This is a genomic window from Beijerinckia indica subsp. indica ATCC 9039, assembly GCF_000019845.1.
In the GTDB taxonomy this organism is placed as follows: Bacteria; Pseudomonadota; Alphaproteobacteria; order Rhizobiales; family Beijerinckiaceae; genus Beijerinckia; species Beijerinckia indica.
Window position 1 is genome coordinate 860,156 of record NC_010581.1, and the last position, 15,689, is coordinate 875,844.

Annotated in this window: 17 protein-coding genes and 1 other RNA gene; 11 read left to right on the forward strand and 7 right to left on the reverse strand. The window is 57.5% G+C overall.

The features are described from left to right. Positions 1-576: 576 nt before the first annotated feature. Entirely contained in the window at positions 577-2,070 is a 1,494-nt protein-coding gene (locus BIND_RS03910) for a succinate CoA transferase (RefSeq protein ID WP_012383774.1), read from the reverse strand. Positions 2,071-2,315: 245 nt separating this feature from the next. Between BIND_RS03910 and wrbA the strand changes: the two genes are divergently transcribed. Continuing rightward, on the forward strand, positions 2,316-2,942 hold the full coding sequence (gene wrbA, locus BIND_RS03915) for an NAD(P)H:quinone oxidoreductase (RefSeq protein ID WP_012383775.1): 627 nt from the start codon (positions 2,316-2,318) through the stop codon (positions 2,940-2,942). A gap of 24 nt (positions 2,943-2,966) precedes the next feature. Here the strand turns inward: wrbA and thyX are convergent, their stop codons facing one another. Together thyX and BIND_RS20010 are read right to left on the reverse strand one after the other, a co-directional pair. Then, positions 2,967-3,944: an FAD-dependent thymidylate synthase gene (gene thyX / locus BIND_RS03920; protein ID WP_012383776.1), complete on the reverse strand. Its 978-nt coding sequence runs from the start codon at positions 3,942-3,944 to the stop codon at positions 2,967-2,969. A gap of 70 nt (positions 3,945-4,014) precedes the next feature. Beyond that, positions 4,015-4,803, reverse strand: coding sequence for a CPBP family intramembrane glutamic endopeptidase (locus BIND_RS20010; protein ID WP_012383777.1), 789 nt, complete (start codon positions 4,801-4,803; stop codon positions 4,015-4,017). A 41-nt stretch (positions 4,804-4,844) separates the two neighbouring features. Here BIND_RS20010 and ssrA point away from each other — a divergent pair. From ssrA to BIND_RS03950, 6 genes are all read left to right on the forward strand, one after another. Beyond that, positions 4,845-5,205: a transfer-messenger RNA gene (gene ssrA / locus BIND_RS20460) on the forward strand. A gap of 68 nt (positions 5,206-5,273) precedes the next feature. After that, positions 5,274-5,828, forward strand: coding sequence for an SspB family protein (locus BIND_RS03930; protein ID WP_012383778.1), 555 nt, complete (start codon positions 5,274-5,276; stop codon positions 5,826-5,828). A gap of 23 nt (positions 5,829-5,851) precedes the next feature. Then, entirely contained in the window at positions 5,852-6,061 is a 210-nt protein-coding gene (locus BIND_RS03935) for a DUF4169 family protein (RefSeq protein ID WP_012383779.1), read from the forward strand. A 6-nt stretch (positions 6,062-6,067) separates the two neighbouring features. Beyond that, the gene (locus BIND_RS03940) at positions 6,068-6,331 is read left to right on the forward strand and encodes a ribbon-helix-helix domain-containing protein (RefSeq protein WP_012383780.1); all 264 of its coding nucleotides are present in this window, start codon (positions 6,068-6,070) and stop codon (positions 6,329-6,331) included. Positions 6,332-6,589: 258 nt separating this feature from the next. Then, positions 6,590-7,618, forward strand: coding sequence for an alcohol dehydrogenase AdhP (gene adhP, locus BIND_RS03945; protein ID WP_012383781.1), 1,029 nt, complete (start codon positions 6,590-6,592; stop codon positions 7,616-7,618). 43 nt (positions 7,619-7,661) lie between these two features. After that, positions 7,662-9,053, forward strand: coding sequence for an NAD-dependent succinate-semialdehyde dehydrogenase (locus BIND_RS03950; protein ID WP_012383782.1), 1,392 nt, complete (start codon positions 7,662-7,664; stop codon positions 9,051-9,053). A 59-nt stretch (positions 9,054-9,112) separates the two neighbouring features. Here BIND_RS03950 and BIND_RS03955 read toward each other — a convergent pair whose 3' ends face one another. From BIND_RS03955 to BIND_RS21195, 3 genes are all read right to left on the reverse strand, one after another. Then, positions 9,113-10,015, reverse strand: coding sequence for a 50S ribosomal protein L11 methyltransferase (locus BIND_RS03955; protein WP_012383783.1), 903 nt, complete (start codon positions 10,013-10,015; stop codon positions 9,113-9,115). A gap of 208 nt (positions 10,016-10,223) precedes the next feature. Continuing rightward, positions 10,224-10,973, reverse strand: a complete 750-nt coding sequence (locus tag BIND_RS03960) for an OmpW/AlkL family protein (RefSeq protein WP_041778423.1) — start codon at positions 10,971-10,973, stop codon at positions 10,224-10,226. Positions 10,974-11,227: 254 nt separating this feature from the next. Further along, a complete protein-coding gene (locus BIND_RS21195; protein ID WP_148210547.1) occupies positions 11,228-11,689 on the reverse strand; it encodes a hypothetical protein in 462 nt (153 codons plus the stop codon). A 164-nt stretch (positions 11,690-11,853) separates the two neighbouring features. Between BIND_RS21195 and rph the strand changes: the two genes are divergently transcribed. The 4 genes from rph to BIND_RS03985 all read left to right on the forward strand — a co-directional run bounded on the left by rph (position 11,854) and on the right by BIND_RS03985 (position 15,216). Continuing rightward, complete coding sequence (gene rph / locus BIND_RS03965; RefSeq protein WP_012383785.1) at positions 11,854-12,567, forward strand: ribonuclease PH; 714 nt, start codon at positions 11,854-11,856, stop codon at positions 12,565-12,567. A 4-nt stretch (positions 12,568-12,571) separates the two neighbouring features. Further along, on the forward strand, positions 12,572-13,219 hold the full coding sequence (gene rdgB / locus BIND_RS03970; protein ID WP_012383786.1) for an RdgB/HAM1 family non-canonical purine NTP pyrophosphatase: 648 nt from the start codon (positions 12,572-12,574) through the stop codon (positions 13,217-13,219). A 215-nt stretch (positions 13,220-13,434) separates the two neighbouring features. After that, a complete protein-coding gene (locus BIND_RS03975; protein ID WP_012383787.1) occupies positions 13,435-13,749 on the forward strand; it encodes a hypothetical protein in 315 nt (104 codons plus the stop codon). A gap of 606 nt (positions 13,750-14,355) precedes the next feature. Continuing rightward, the gene (locus tag BIND_RS03985) at positions 14,356-15,216 is read left to right on the forward strand and encodes a phytanoyl-CoA dioxygenase family protein (RefSeq protein ID WP_012383789.1); all 861 of its coding nucleotides are present in this window, start codon (positions 14,356-14,358) and stop codon (positions 15,214-15,216) included. A 59-nt stretch (positions 15,217-15,275) separates the two neighbouring features. On the opposite strand, the gene BIND_RS03990 is transcribed toward BIND_RS03985, so the two are convergent. Continuing rightward, a complete protein-coding gene (locus tag BIND_RS03990; RefSeq protein ID WP_012383790.1) occupies positions 15,276-15,593 on the reverse strand; it encodes a hypothetical protein in 318 nt (105 codons plus the stop codon). Between the last annotated feature and the right edge of the window lie 96 nt (positions 15,594-15,689).

Here is a 15,689-nt window from a genome sequence, read left to right on the forward strand (position 1 = left end):
CTCTGATTCGCCACTTCAAGAATATATCCGCTGGCATCGATGCGGAAGCGCTGCAGGCTTAGAGGCAGCCGTTCACCGGCGGGATTTCGGCCGTTCGCAGAGGAATGGTTCTCAGTTGCACGCTTCGGCGGCTAATACGCTGAAGCGTGTGATCGTTCTTCATAATCCCATTCTGAGGAAAGCCAAGTGCTGCTTCGCGCCGCGAAGCGAGAGTATGTCGCGGGCCGGCTGCGGACTGAAGGTGCATGATGTCTTTGGTAAAGCGATCCGATCAATTTGATAGCATAACCTGATAGAAGGATCGATGCTTACACTCCTTCGGTGGCCTTCCCATTGGGGTTAGCAATAGTCGAGCCGTCAAGTGGCGCCTAGAAAGACCGCCATAAGATTTTGGCAGGGCTGAGGATGCAATATATAAAAATGTCACCTGTGATCTGGTGACATTTCACGGTGACCATTCGTCTGCCAGAGTGACATTATATTTGTCAGCCGACAATTATGCTCGAAAAGACAAGGGCCGCATATGCGGCCCTTGCGATTCCTTCCGATCGAAACCGGTGATGGCTGACGCGTGCCTCAGCTGAGCCGCATGCTGCCGGTTTTGGCCCGTTGCTGGTGCCAGGAGAAGGCTTCCTCCAGGACATGCGGCGTCTGACCGCCGCGCGCCAAGGCCCGATTGTGGTAATCGAGCGCCTGATCGCGATAGGCCGGATCGACGCAATTGTTGATGACGATTTTCGCGCGTTCGCGCGGGGCAAGTGCCCGCAGATCGGCGAGGCCGTGTTCGGTCACCAGAATATCGACGTCATGTTCGTTGTGGTCGCAATGGGTGACCATGGGAACGACGGTCGAGATGGCGCCGTCCTTGGCTGTCGACTTGGCCACGAAGATCGCCATATAGGCGTTACGCGCGAAATCGCCCGAACCGCCGATGCCGTTCATCATATGCGTGCCATTGACATGGGTGGAATTGACATTGCCATAAATGTCGCATTCCAGCGCCGTATTGATGGCGATGATGCCGAGGCGGCGGATGATTTCCGGATGATTGCTGATCTCTTGCGGACGCAGGACCAGGCGATCCTTGTATTTGGCGATATGGGGGAAGAAAGCGTCGGCGACGGGTTGGCTGAGTGTCATCGACGCGCCCGAGGCGAAGACCAGCTTGCCGGAATCGAGCAGGGCTACCGTGCTGTCCTGCAGCACCTCGCTATACATGGTCAACTGTTCAAAGGGGCTATGGACCAATCCATAGAGAACGGAATTGGCGATATTGCCGATGCCGGCCTGAAGCGGGTTGAGGCTATTGCTGAGCCGTCCCTGCTTGACTTCATTCGAAAGGAAGTCGGTGAGATGAGCGGCAATGGCAATGGTTTCCGAGTCCGGCGCGGCGAGAGAGGCGGGACTATCGAATTTGTCTGTGAGAACAATGGCCGCTATATTGTCGGGATTGACCGGAATGGCATGCGTGCCGATCCGGCTGTTGCTGGCGACGACCGGAATGGAATCGCGAAGGGGCCTTTTGCCAGGAATATAGATGTCGTGCAGGCCCTCGAGCTCGGCGGCATGGCTCGAATTGAGCTCGACGATGATCTGCTTGGCGGACAAAGCGAAAGACGCGGAATTGCCGACCGAAGTGGTCGGCACGATGCCGCCGTCCTCGGTGATTGCCACCGCCTCGATGATCGCGACATCGACGGGCTTCATCTGATGCGAGCGCAGGAATTCGACCGTTTCCGAAAGATGCTGGTCGATGAACAGGACGTCGCCTTGATTGATCGCATTACGCAGAGTGGCGTCTGACTGGAACGGCAGGCGGCGGGCCAGCACGCCAGCTTCGGTCAGGAGTTTGTCGATATTATTGCCCAGCGAAGCGCCCGTCAGGAGGGTGATCTTGATGGGATGGGCGGCGTTGCGGGCGGCAAGCGCGAGGGGAACGGCCTTGGCTTCGCCGGCGCGTGTGAAACCGCTCATGCCGACGGTCATACCATCGTGGATGAGACTGGCGGCTTGGTCAGCGCTGACGACCTTGGACAGGAGGGAGGGCCGACGGATACGGTCTTTTGACATGCGAGCAAGAGATCCTGGCAAAATATCGAAAAAGGAAAATCCCTAAGCGGGACCTTGTGAGTTTATCAGCCTGTCGTCTTTCCCTCTCTCGGCTTTGAGACGGATGCGACATCACGAAAATGTGATATCATTTTCTTGCGATCTCGCAACCGACCTTGGGCTTGAACGCAGGAACCAAGCTGTTTTGCGGGCGGTTTCTCCTCGCAATTCATGGCCTGCAAATTGTCGCAGGGGAGATCACTCTCATGGCGGAAACCAATGTCCTGATCGCCTTTTATTCGCGCAGTGGCGTGACCGAGGCTCTGGCGAAAGCCATAGCCGAGGGAGCGGAGGCTTCGGGCGCGGTTGTTCGCCTGCGGCGGGCGCGCGAACTCGTATCCCCTGAAGTCATGGCGCTCGCACCCGGCTGGAAGGAAGCCGCCGAGGCCATGAATGCGCGATATGAGGCTCCGACGAGTGCCGATGCCGAATGGGCTGATGCCTTGGTGCTGGGGACGCCGACACGGTTCGGCGCGATGTCCTCGGAGCTCAAGGCCTATATTGACGGGCTGGGCGGGCTTTGGGTGAAAGGGAAGCTGGTTGGCAAGGCGGGCTCGGTCTTCTGTTCCACTTCGACCCCGCATGGCGGCAATGAATCGACCTTGCTGTCCATGTATAATCCGCTGGCGCATCTCGGCTTCATTATCGTTCCGACAGGCTATGCCGATCCCAGCCTCTACAAGGCGGGCACGCCTTATGGCTCTAGCGCCATCTCCTTTAGCAAGGCGGAGCCACCGACGGCGGATGATCTCGAAGTGGCCCGTTTTCAGGGCCGCCGAGTCACGGAAGTCGCGGCGGCCTTGAAGGCCTTTGCTTTGGCCAAGGCGGCATAATCATCAACATCATCAACCTGGTGCTCAAAGGTCTTCCAGCCCCAAAGCGGCGGTGAATTCCCGCCATTCGCGCTCGCCGAGCCCGCTCGATGTTTGCGTAATTTTTTCCCCGCGGATCATGCGGGCGACGAGGCCAATCGCGGTTTTCGACAAAGTGACCGCGCCGAGCCTGTAGTCGATAAAAGCCTCGTGAGTGAGGGGCGTCCAGGCCGCGACGATCTTCAAAATCGCCTCGGCATAGGCGCGAATCTCATATTGGGCGTGGCTGTCGGCGCGCAGGCTCAGGAAATGCAGAAGATTGTGGAGATCCGCCTTCCAATACCATTGGGTATAGGTGTTGAGGGTCAGGTTAATCCGTGCCAGTTCGCGCGCGAGACCCTGGCGCGCCGGATCGCGTGTCTCCCCTTCATTCAGCATGAATTCGTAATCACGATAAGTGCGCAGCGCATCCTCGCGTAGAATTTCTAGAACGCGTGCGGCTTCCTCGCCTTCGAGGACCGTGCCGCGTCCCTGCCTGTTATCGGTGGATTGGGCGGCGAGCTGGCCGGCCGAGGGCAGATAGAATTCATTATCGAGAATTGAATAGCGTGCTGAAATTTCATTCACGCTCGCCATGCGGTGCCGGATCCATTGCCGCGCGATGAAAATCGGCAATTTCACGTGCAGCTTGATCGCGCACATTTCAAAAGGCGTCGTATGGCGATGGCGCATCAGATAGCGGATGAGACCGCGATCCTCGCTGACCTTTTTGGTCCCCCGGCCATAGGAGACGCGCGCGGCTTGCACCACGGCGGAATCATCGCCCATATAATCGATGACGCGAACAAAGCCGTGATCGAGCACGGGAATCAGTTCGTGCAGAAGAGCTTCCAGCGCCGGCACGGTGGGGCGCAGGGTTTGCGCAGGGTTTTGCCGCGCTTCGGCAATGTCCCTCCGGCGCACTTCGGACAGTGATAAGGACGATTCGAGCCGATCAGCATGATCGGCATTTTGCGATGCCATGGCGGCCTGACGATGCGTGAGAGGTGGGAATTTATAAGTTTAATGAAGTGAGTCCTCACTACCAACTTGACTAATCGTTTCCAATAAAACTCACGGCGCAAGCGGCAAAATTGAAAAGGGCATGAAAGCCGGTCGAGGCGGCAAGGCCGTTCCTTTCGCGAATCACGCCCAAAGCGAGGCCGATCGGAAAGATGATGAGCGCGTAAAGATGCGTCTTTTCATAATGCAGAAAAGCGAAAATGCCGGAACTGACGAGAAGGGCCAGGATCAAGCCAAATTGGGCTCTGAGGCTCGTATAAATCCAGCCACGGAAAAATAATTCCTCGCAGATCGGCGCGAAAACAACGGTCAGAAGCAGAACGAGGCCGGCGATGCCCAAGTCCTTGGGGATGTTGAACCAGTTTTCCGATTGCGGATAAAAATGGGTGAGGGCGAAATCGGCGGCGAAACTATAGGCAAGAGTAGCTCCTGCGATCAGCCAGAAGATTTTATCCGCGCGAAAGGGGTTCCAGGGCCGCCAGCCGATGACGTCGCGAAACGCTCGCCCGCCGCGCCAGCGCGCGACGACCAGGATCGCGGCGGTCGCCGCCGCATAAAACAGGAAGGACGTCGCGAGCCCGAGGTCGCGCAACGCGGCTTGGGACAAAGCCTGTTTGCGATTGGCCTCGAAGAGGCCTCGCAACAGATTTGCAATATGCGCGGCCGGAGAGAAGATTTGACCGAGGCCAATCACAAGGCCTGTGCAAATAAGGCAGAAAAGCAAAGTGAGGCCGGCAATGACAAGCAGGCTGACGCAAAGCCCGAAGAATTCGTAAGGCTTTGCTTTCCCTGGCATTTGATCGGATGAGGCGAGGCTCATTCGCAAAATTCCGCCTTATTTGGCTTGAGCGATGCCTTCCCGGCCTTTTTAAATTGGGCGAGACGCTTTATATAGAACCTGCCGCTCTGCGGCTATGGCGATAAACGGCTTCGAAATAAGCTCTTCGGACCCGGGGGCGGTACCCGGCGCCTCCACCAAAGCCCAAAGGCTCGATTTGGCCATTGGTTTTTGGCGGGGGCGAAATAGGTTCGACGGGGGGTGTAAAGGATGACCTTTCGCTCGGCATGGTTCCGCCGTCATCGGGCCGATTTTATAGTTGCCAACGACAACTATGCTCCGGTGGCCGTTGCCGCGTAATGCGGTAATAGTACCGATTCAAAGCCCTTGTGGGTAGCACTTCAAGGCGGGGTTCGGAGGCACCTGGCAACAGAAGCCTCCACTTCAAGATAACGCATCTTGATTTCGCCTTCTGTTCCCCGCGCGCGGCCTCGCCGCTGATTGGACTGTCGATGGCCGTTGATCTGATCCGCTACGATCTCCTCGTTCAAGATGCCTTGCGTGGCGTCGTCCGCAAGGTTCTGACCGATGCCGTGCGGGAAGGTCTGCCTGGCGAACACCATTTCTACATCACCTTCAGGACACATGCGCCGGGCGTCCGACTGTCGGCTGCGATGCGGGAGCAATATCCCGATGAAATGACGATCATTCTCCAGCATCAGTTCTGGGATTTGAGCGTCAATGAACAGGCGTTCGAGGTCGGTCTGTCCTTCAAGGGCGTGCCGGAAATTCTCCGCATCCCATTCGACGCCGTGACAGGGTTCTTTGATCCTTCCGTGCGCTTCGCCCTCAAATTCGAGCTTGAGGACGAGGCTGTCGAAGCCGGTGCCAATGACACGGATACGCCGGACCAGGGCCGGCCCGATGGGGCTGTGCCTTTGCTTGTTGCGAGCGAAAGTCCAGCGCAGGGATCGTCCACCGCCGCAGGTTCCTCGGAATCCTCTTCACTGCCGGCGCCCGAGGAGGCCAAGGTTGTCTCGATCGACGCTTTCCGCAAGAAGACTTGAGGAGAGTAGAAGGGAAGAGCTTGATGGGGGAACTCGTCAACCTGCGCCGTGCGCGCAAGGACAAGGCACGGCAGGCCAAAGATGAGCGCGCCGCCGCCAATCGCCTCCTCCATGGCCGCACGCGCGCCGAGCGCGAAAAACTCGATGCCGAGAAAGGTCTGGCCGAGCGTCGTCTCGATGCGCATCTGCTCCTGAAAGATCAGGAGAAGGGCACTAGCGACTCCAGCTCCTGAACGGCCATGCAGGACGTGCCGTCACACAAGGCCGCATCCCCGACGCCGGCGAGCATTATCAAACATTCCGTCACGATCGCTGGCCACGCCACCAGCATTTCGCTCGAATCTGCTTTTTGGGATGCGTTGAAGGAGATTGCCGAGGCGCGCACTCTTTCTGTCGCCGCACTCATTGCCGAGATCGATGCCGCGCGTGTCGAGAGTTCGCCATCGCGCAAAAATCTATCCTCTGCGATCAGGGTCTATATCCTGCGCACCGTCCGGAAGTGATTTCGCTAAAGCGCAGCGGCAAATCTGCAAGAATATTCAAATTCTTGTGACGGAGGGAACGATAATCTCCGGCTGAAGTTTATCGCCTGTATCGGGTGAACGGGGTGAATACTGGCCTGTATGTTCGTTCGATGCTCTCGCCTTCAGAGCATGATTCCATCAATCGGAATCAACGATCATGTTCGAGCGCTTTCCCGCAATCACATGACCATGACGCTGTTCAATCGATTGAATGATCGATCACCAGGAGACTAAACATTGGCGACTAAGATGAAGGCGGCGCTTGTCCATGCATTCGGGAAGCCGCTGAGCATTGAGGAGATCGATATTCCCTCGATTGGTCCAGACCAGATTCTCGTAAAATTGACGGCCTGTGGTGTCTGCCATACGGATCTGCATGCGGCGAGTGGTGATTGGCCGGTCAAACCGAAACTGCCTTTCATTCCTGGGCATGAAGGCGTGGGGCAAATTGCAGCGGTCGGACAATCGGTCACATGGGTCAAGGAAGGTGATATCGTCGGGGTGCCCTGGCTTTATTCCGCCTGCGGCCATTGTGATCATTGCCTGGCCGGCTGGGAAACACTTTGCGAGCATCAGCAGGAAACCGGCTATTCGGTCAATGGCTGTTTCGCTGAATATGTCGTCGCGGATCCCAATTATGTCGCGCATCTGCCGCAAGGTCTCGACCCGATCAAGGTCGCGCCGGTCCTTTGCGCCGGGTTGACGGTCTACAAGGGCCTCAAGATGACGGATACAAAGCCCGGAAATTGGGTGGCGATTTCCGGTGTTGGCGGATTGGGGCAAATGGCAGTGCAATATGGTATTGCCATGGGATTGAATGTCATCGCCATCGACATCGACGAAGAAAAGCTTGCGACCGCGAAAAAGCTCGGGGCAGCCTTGACCATCAATGCCCTGCATCAAGATCCGGGCGAAGAGATACACAAAGCGGTTGGGGGTGTGCATGGCGCCTTGATTACCGCTGTCTCTCCCAAGGCTTTCTCGCAGGCGATGAAGGTCACGCGCCGTGGCGGAACCATTGTCCTGAATGGTCTGCCGCCGGGCGAATTTCCCATCTCCATCTTCGACATGGTCATGGATGGCACGACCGTGCGCGGATCGATTGTCGGGACGCGTCTCGATATGGTGGAAGCGCTTGACTTCTTTAAGCAGGGCAAGATTTCGACCGTTGTCGCGACCGACAGGCTGGACAATATCAATGCGATTTTTGATCGCCTGCAACACGGCAAGGTCAATGGCCGTATCGTGATCGATTACAGATCCTGATTCTGCCGATGGGCGATATTGCAAACGAGCAAAGGAGGACAAGGTGGCTTACCAAACTGTCAATCCTTATACCAATGAAGTCGTGGCGACTTTTCCCGACCTCACGGACGCTGAGCTGACCAGGCTGACCGATCAGGCGGAAAAGACCTATGAAACCTGGTCCGTCGCCTCTTATGCGGATCGGGCGAAAATCGTCGGCAAGGCCGCCGAGATCCTGCGCGCGCAAGCGCAGGATTATGCCCGCCTTTTGACGCTCGAAATGGGCAAACTCTATCGCGAAAGCTTGGCTGAGGTGGAGCTTTCCGCTGACATTCTGGCTTATTATGCGAAGAACGCCGAGACCTTTCTGGCGCCGAAGGAACTGCCCGAAGCGCAGGCCTATGGCGCCAAGGCGATGATCGTCAATCAGCCGCTCGGAATCATTTTAGCCATCGAGCCTTGGAACTTTCCCTATTATCAGCTCGCGCGCGTTGTTGGGCCGCAATTTATGGCCGGCAATGTCGTGATGGTGAAACATGCCTCCTGTGTGCCGCAATCGGCGGCGGCCTTTGAAAAGCTCTTCCGCGATGCCGGCGCGCCGGCCGGCCTTTACACGAATCTTTATGCGACCCGTGCGCAGCTCGAACGACTGGTCGATGATCCCCGCATTGTCGGCGTCGCCTTGACAGGCAGCGAGGGAGCGGGGGCTAAGATTGCCGCGCAGGCTGGACAGAATTTGAAAAAGACCACGCTTGAGCTCGGCGGCAGCGACGCCTTCATCGTGCTGGAGGATGCCGATCTCGAAAAGGCCGTGAAATGGGCGGTCTGGGGCCGCATGAACAATGGCGGCCAATGCTGTGTCGCGTCCAAACGGATCATCGTTGTCGATTCAATCGCTGATAAGTTCCTGACGAAATTCGGCGAAGAGCTTGGCAAACTGCAACCCGGCGATCCGATGGATGAGGCCACCGGCCTGCCGCCCTTATCCTCGCAAGGCGCAGCGGATCAGCTCAACGAGCAGGTCGCAACGGCAGTGAAACATGGCGCTCACGCGCTTCGCGTCGGGCCTGTGCCACCCAACAAGGGCGCCTTTGTCCAGACGACGATCCTGACCGACGTGAAGCCCGAAAATCCGGTCTATTATCAGGAGCTTTTCGGCCCGGTCGCGATGTTCTTCAAGGTCAAGGATGACAAGGAGGCGATCAAGCTCGCCAATGACAATCCTTATGGTCTTGGGGGCTCGGTCTTCACGCAGAACACGGAGCACGGTGTCGAGGTGGCGAAACAGATCGATACCGGCATGGTCTATATCAACCATCCGACCTGGACCAAGGCCGATATTCCCTTCGGTGGCGTCAAGCGTTCGGGCTTCGGACGTGAATTGTCAGCTCTCGGCATTGAGGAGTTCGTGAACAAGAAACTGATCAATGTCGTGCCCATCGATCATCCGGCGTAAGCTTCATCATCGACAGGCATTCATTCATCGCACGGAAACGCGTGATCGTTTCCGTGCGATTATTGTTTCCGAAGATGCAGCGTGACCCAGCCTTCAAGATCGAGCCGATCGCGCAAGGCCATGCCCTGTATGCGGTAGGCGCTCAGGACACCGGGGACATCGCGCGCGAGCAGGCCGGACAGAATGATATCGGCGCCGCGCTGTGTCACACGTGCGACGGAAGGCGCAAGCCCGCGTAGGGGACGGGCAAGAATATTGGCAAAGACGAGATCATAAGGCGCCCCCGCGTGGATTGCGGGATGACTCGTACCCGAGGCGACGACCGGGCGCACGAGGCGCGCGACGCCATTGTGCCGGGCATTGCCGCGCGCGGCGAGAACCGAATCCTTATCGATGTCGCAGGCCTCGACCTTGCGGTGCAGCAGGCGGGCCGCCGCCATGGCAAGAATGCCGGAGCCCGTGCCGAGGTCGAGGATCTGTTTGGGGTGTCTCGCCTTGGTCACACGATCAAACATCAAGAGGCAACCGCGCGTCGAGCCGTGATGGCCCGTACCGAATGCGAGCGCCGCCTCGATCTCGATGGCGAGATCATTGACCCGCACGGCATCGCGGCGATGGGCGCCATGGACGAGAAAACGGCCGGCCCGCACAGGTGCCAGGCCTTCGAGAGCGGCGGCGACCCAATCACGTTGCTCGATGGGCGTGCTGGTGGCGGCCGTCGCGACCTCCGCGCCGGCGATCGTTGCCACGAGTGCGCGCACGGCTTCCTCGCTGACCGAGGCGGTGAGGAAGATTTCGACGCGCCAGCCGGGCAGGCCTTCCTTCCTCTCAGCGGGTTTCAGTTCGAATGTGCTGGCGGCGGCTTCATCGGAGGAGAAGGTTTCGGCGACAAGATCGGCGATCTGTTCGGCGATTGCTTCCTCGCAATCAAGACGCAGGACGGTGGACGTATCGGTGCTCACAAATCCATCCGGAACAATAAGGCTCGAAAGCGCTTTGAACTTAAAACGAGAGCAGGCTCCGATCAGAGGGAAACCTTCTGATCGGAGCCTGCTCTAGCATGTCCGCGCGTTTTGTAACAGGGCGGTTATGCGCGATCGGCGGATCGACAAGAAAGGCCCGTGGCGCGCCGTTGGGCCTTTCTGTCCGGCGCTGATGAAGCGGCCGAAATCAATATTTCGCAAGAACCGGGGCTGGCGCCGCATCCGGGCCACCGAAGCGATAAGTGATGCCGGCGCCGATGAGCCAGGGATCAATCCTCGCGCCGCCGCGCAGCAGGGTGCCGTTGCCGAGGTTGGCCGTGACGCTCGGCTCCATCATGATCTTCTTGACGTCGACGTTGACGCCCCAATGATCATTGATCATGTAATCAAAACCGACCTGACCGGCGATGCCCCAGGAATCATTGACACTCAGATGGCTGAGAACGCCATAGGCCGCCTGCTGGTTGAAGTAATGCGTATAGTTCACACCGACGCCGATATAGGGCTGAAACTTGCCAAAATCGGTCCAGTGATATTGCAGCATGACCGTGGGCGGGAAGACCCAGGTATCGCCTACCTGCGTATTCGCCAACGGGCCGCCCTTCAGGAAGAGCTTGTGATAGGAGACGCAGCAAACGAGTTCGAGAGCGAAATTCTTGGTCAGGTAATAGCTGATATCGATTTCCGGAATAACAGCATTGCTCGCCTTGATGCCATCACTGACATAAGCACCGTTTGCTTGCGCGCGAACAGTATTGCCGCCGCCCGATGACGTGATGAGGCCGACGGCGCGCAGACGAATCTGCCAGGGCTGGAAGGCATCCGGAAGAGTCGGCGCGGGCGTTGCCGGAACAGGAGGAAGATCAGCCGCCGTTGCTTCGACCGCTGCCGAACTCAAGAGAAAAGCAGCGAGAACAAACCGAATGAATTTACGCAAGGGCAACTCCTTAATACTGGCCTGGCTGATTGGATCTTCGCAGAGAGTCGTCATCGTGATTGTTGATTCTGCTCGGATGAACGACGACTAACGGCGATCCGATTGAATTATAAGGTGGTCTCGACTGTTAATTGACTGTCTGTGGCAGCGAGGCAACGATCGCGGTGCTTTTTGGAATCGTTCAAATATGTTTCACGGCAGGGTTTTTTTGAACAAATTGTGTAAATGGAGCGTGATCTTCGCCGCATTCTTTCTCAAAAGCGATGATAGCAAAGCGCTATCATCGAAAAGTCGCCGGCGTTTTGAGAAGTCGTCATGAGGCCTGCGTCATATTTGGGTATGTGACTGCGCCAACAGGTCGCAACTGTTTGGTGATCTTCACGAACCGAATCTTTTGCTTGTGCGTAAAATGTGATCACGCATACTTGGACAATTCGACGCAGCCAGCAGGTCAGTTCCGTGCGATCCACCACATTATGTTTTATAGGCCTTATCCTGGTCTTCTTGATCTTTCCCTCTGCGACGGGAGAATTGCCGCCGAGGGTGATTTCGGTGGAACAATTCGGGCTGGCGCGAGATGATTGCGCCGAATGGACCGATGGATGTGTCGTCTGTATCAGGGAGGCTGAAGGGGCGATCCATTGTTCGACGCCTGGAATTGCCTGCCTGCCGGCGGCGCCAGTCTGTAGGGCAACGCTAACGCGATGAAACGCCAATTCCCTTCCAGGTAGAAATTCTCAGAGACCCTCGGAAAACCAAATCTTATTGGGAAGGGCGCCTTTTACGGGTTTCACTCGCGCTGAAACCGCGCTAAAGGCGAGCGCCGCGAGGTTGAAGATCGGATGTCCTCTGATCAGTCTCACCCCATTGAGGAAGATTCATGCGTCCCTCCAAACGTGCCGCCCAGGACTTGCGTCCGGTGACGCTCGAACGCAATGTCGCCCGCTATGCCGAAGGCTCCTGCCTCGTCAAATTTGGCGGCACTCATGTCCTTTGCACGGCCTCGCTCGAGGATAAGCCGCCGCCGTGGCTGCGCGGGCAGGGACGTGGCTGGGTGACGGCTGAATATGCCATGTTGCCCCGCGCGACTCATACACGCACGCGCCGTGAATCCATGTCCGGCAAGCCATCCGGGCGGACGCAGGAAATCCAGCGCCTGATCGGGCGCAGCCTGCGCGCGGTCACGAATCTTCCGGCTTTAGGCGAGCGTCAGATCACCCTCGACTGCGATGTCTTGCAAGCCGATGGCGGCACGCGGACGGCCGCGATCACCGGGGCCTGGGTTGCCTTGCATGATTGCTGCAAATGGATGCATGGCCGCTCGATCATCAAGGAATTTCCGTTGCGCGAACATGTGGCGGCGGTGTCCTGCGGCATTTACCAGGGCGAAGCGGTTCTCGATCTTGATTACGAGGAGGATTCTGTCGCCCAGACCGATGCAAATTTCGTCATGACGGGCGGCGGCGCTCTGGTCGAGGTGCAGGCGAGCGCCGAGGGGGCCGTCTTCAGCGAGGACGAGTTGAGCGTCCTTTTGGCTTTGGCCAAGGGCGGGATCGCCCAATTGGTGAATATCCAGAAGCTCGCGATCGGCTGACCCCATGCCTTTATCCCCTTCCGGTGCCGACCGATTGGTGATCGCCACGCATAATGCCGGCAAGCTGCGGGAAATGCGCGAATTGCTCGCGCCCTATCGCATCACGGCTGTCTCGGCGGGCGAATTGAGGCTGCCTGAGCCGGAGGAAACCGGCGCAACTTTTATCGCCAATGCCGAGATCAAGGCGAAAGCCGCCGCCGAGCGTTCGGGCCTTCCGGCGCTGGCCGATGATTCCGGCCTCTGTGTCGAGGGACTTGGCGGCGCGCCGGGCATTTATTCCGCGCGCTGGGCGGGCGAGGGCAAGGATTTCGCTGCCGCCATGAGCCGTATCGCAATGGAGCTCGAAAAGGCCAAGGTGCCACCTCCGCATCGGGCCTATTTCGTCTCCGCGCTCGCTCTGGCTCTGCCGGATGGCACGATCTCCACTTTCGAGGGCAAGGTTTTCGGAATTTTGGTCTTTCCGCCTCGCGGCACGCGCGGTTTTGGCTACGATCCGATTTTCTTACCGGATGGCTATGAAAGAACCTTCGGGGAAATGGAGGCAGAGGAAAAGCACGGTCTGCCCGCCGATGGCTCGCAGGCCCTGTCGCATCGGGCGCGCGCCTTTCAGCTTTTTGCCCGCGCCTGTTTGACGCAAGGCCCCCCTGATTGATTTTAAAGCGTCAATCTTCTATATTGCACTGCAATATCACTGACGATGAAGATCAGGTTCAGGGGGGCGTTTCATTCCTTTCCGTGAAATCTTCTCGATTCGTGCGCTGGTTGGGCCATGTGTTCAGCCAGGGTTTGGTGTCCTCATGGCTCCATGGGGAGAAGGTCGGCGCGGGCTTTGAAATGCCAGTCCGTTCATTGAGAAGGGTATGATTCATGTCATCAGTCTGGAATACGAAATTCGGCCCCCGTCGTGTTCGCTATGATCCGCCGACCCTGAAGGAAGCCATTATCGCGGCGCAGGGCTTGACCGATCAATTGAATGAACAGATTGAGATTGCCGCCTCTCTGATGGACTTGCCTGAGGCCGAAGTCCGCACCGAGATCCTGAAATCCGCCGCTCCGCGCAAATCGGCGCAGATCGTTTTGTCGGCGGGACGCGAAAGGACTGTCGGCCGGACCGTGATTGTCGAGCGCAAGCCCGCCCGCCGTCCGCTGGGCGCTGCGAGGAACTCGCTTTCGCACTCTTAAGGAGAATAGCCCTTTCTCGATGAGTCTGGCACAGATCCAGCGCCGTGAAAGGGCAAGGTTTCTTGACCGCCTGTCCAGGCTCCCGCATTGGAACCGGCTATATTTTTCGTAATCATTGTTGATAACATTTCATTTTCTCGCTTGAAAGCGAGAGGTGCTTCATGTCATGGACATGACGGTCCTGGGTGAAGCATCCTAAGGGGCTGTGCTCACGAAGCTTGCGCGGCTGTTTCCCCCTCATCGAGAAAATGAAAACCGACGTGAAATGCGGACTTGAACTGTATATTTTTTTATATAGTATGTCCGGCGAGCGCATGCTGCTCCCGGCGTCGAACTTGGAATTTGCACCGATTCCAGGGCCCCTTTCGATGGCGTGACAAATAAAGAGAGCGTCGGACTCTGTCTGACGCTCCTCCCGCGAAGCCATTTCGCCCGGAAGTCCGATCTTTCCGGGCAGTCTTATCGGGTGCGTGTCGCCCGTCGATCATTCTCTGACGCGGGGGATTTTCATTTTTCAACTGGGCGGTCAACGCCCTGCGACGAGGTTTCCTCGTCTTGCTCCGGGGTCGGGGCGAAACTTTTGTGGCAAGCATGTCAGGAGTCATCATGCAGCGGGATTGGCGTGAGGATTTTAGCGCTCAAGGCTATGTTATTTGTAAAAACATCCTGCCGCCCGATCTCATCGACGACCATGTGAAACAAGTCGCAGCGCTTTGCACCCGCTATGGCGTCGTCGATACGGCGAGCCTCGCCGCGCTGCCGATCGAAACCGACGATCAGTTCATGCAGGCCATGCTTGATCTGCATTATCGCAATGAATTGGCCCGCAAGCTGATCTTCAATCGCATCATGCGGCATATGCTGTCCGAATTGTTCGGCGACGAACCGATTCTCTCCTTCGCACGCAGCTCTCTTTGGGAGCCCGGAAATATGCGGGCGCATGTCGATACGGCGTTCCGTTCACCCGATGCGCCTTATAGCGTTTGCCGGACCTGGTGCGCGCTGGAAGATATCGATCCCGAGAGCGGCCGCTTCTATCTGATTCCTGGCTCGCATCGCACCTTGGTTCCACGCCTCTGTGACGAGGTTCTGGAGGAAAATCCGGAACTTCTCGCCTTGTCGCAAAAGATCAGCGAGGAACCAGCGTCCTGGTGGCGTCTGTTTGCTCGCGGCTGGCCGAAGGTGAATGCGAAAGTGCCAGAACGGATTGATGGCAATGCGAAACTATCCTTCGACATGAAGAAGGGCGATGTGATCTTCTTCAATCCGGCCCTTGTCCATGGCACCGTTGATTGCCTCAATTCGAACGGAACCCGCAAAGTGATGATCTGCGAATGGACGACGCGTGCGGCCTGGGCCGCTTCCGGTTTCTCACGGCCCTTCTACGAGGAAAATCCCGCGCCGTCCGTCGAAGAAGACAAAGAGGAGATCGAACCGTTGATCGCCGCGCGCGTGGCCGTGGGGTAATGATCGTCCAATCTCTGGGCTGAACAGAATCCGCGCGAGTCGAAGATCGTTGACCTCCATTACAGAGGGGAAGCCTCACCGGATAGAGGAGTGAGGCTCTGATCTTTCTGTCCCTTTCCAAGAATGAAAGTCCAAGAGTCGGCTTCGTTGAAATCGAGGCCGACATTTTTGCGTGGGATCACATATGTTTCCTCGGCTGGCGTGAGACCTGGCGCGAATGAGGCCGCCGCCAGAAGCATGGCCGCGACCAGGAGGAAAACGAGACCACGATACAAGCTGGAGAAATGAGAGCCGCTTTTCGGCAGGCGTGGCAGGAGGCTTTTGCGCCGGGTCCGGGCGGAATTTGCCGGTGGCGGAATGGGGATTGAATCGATCACGATACATCCTTCATTTAAATCTCTTCACCTCTTCTCATTATGTGGGTATTATTCCCACGTCAAGACGGAGGCCTGCTGTTGGAAACCCACTCAATC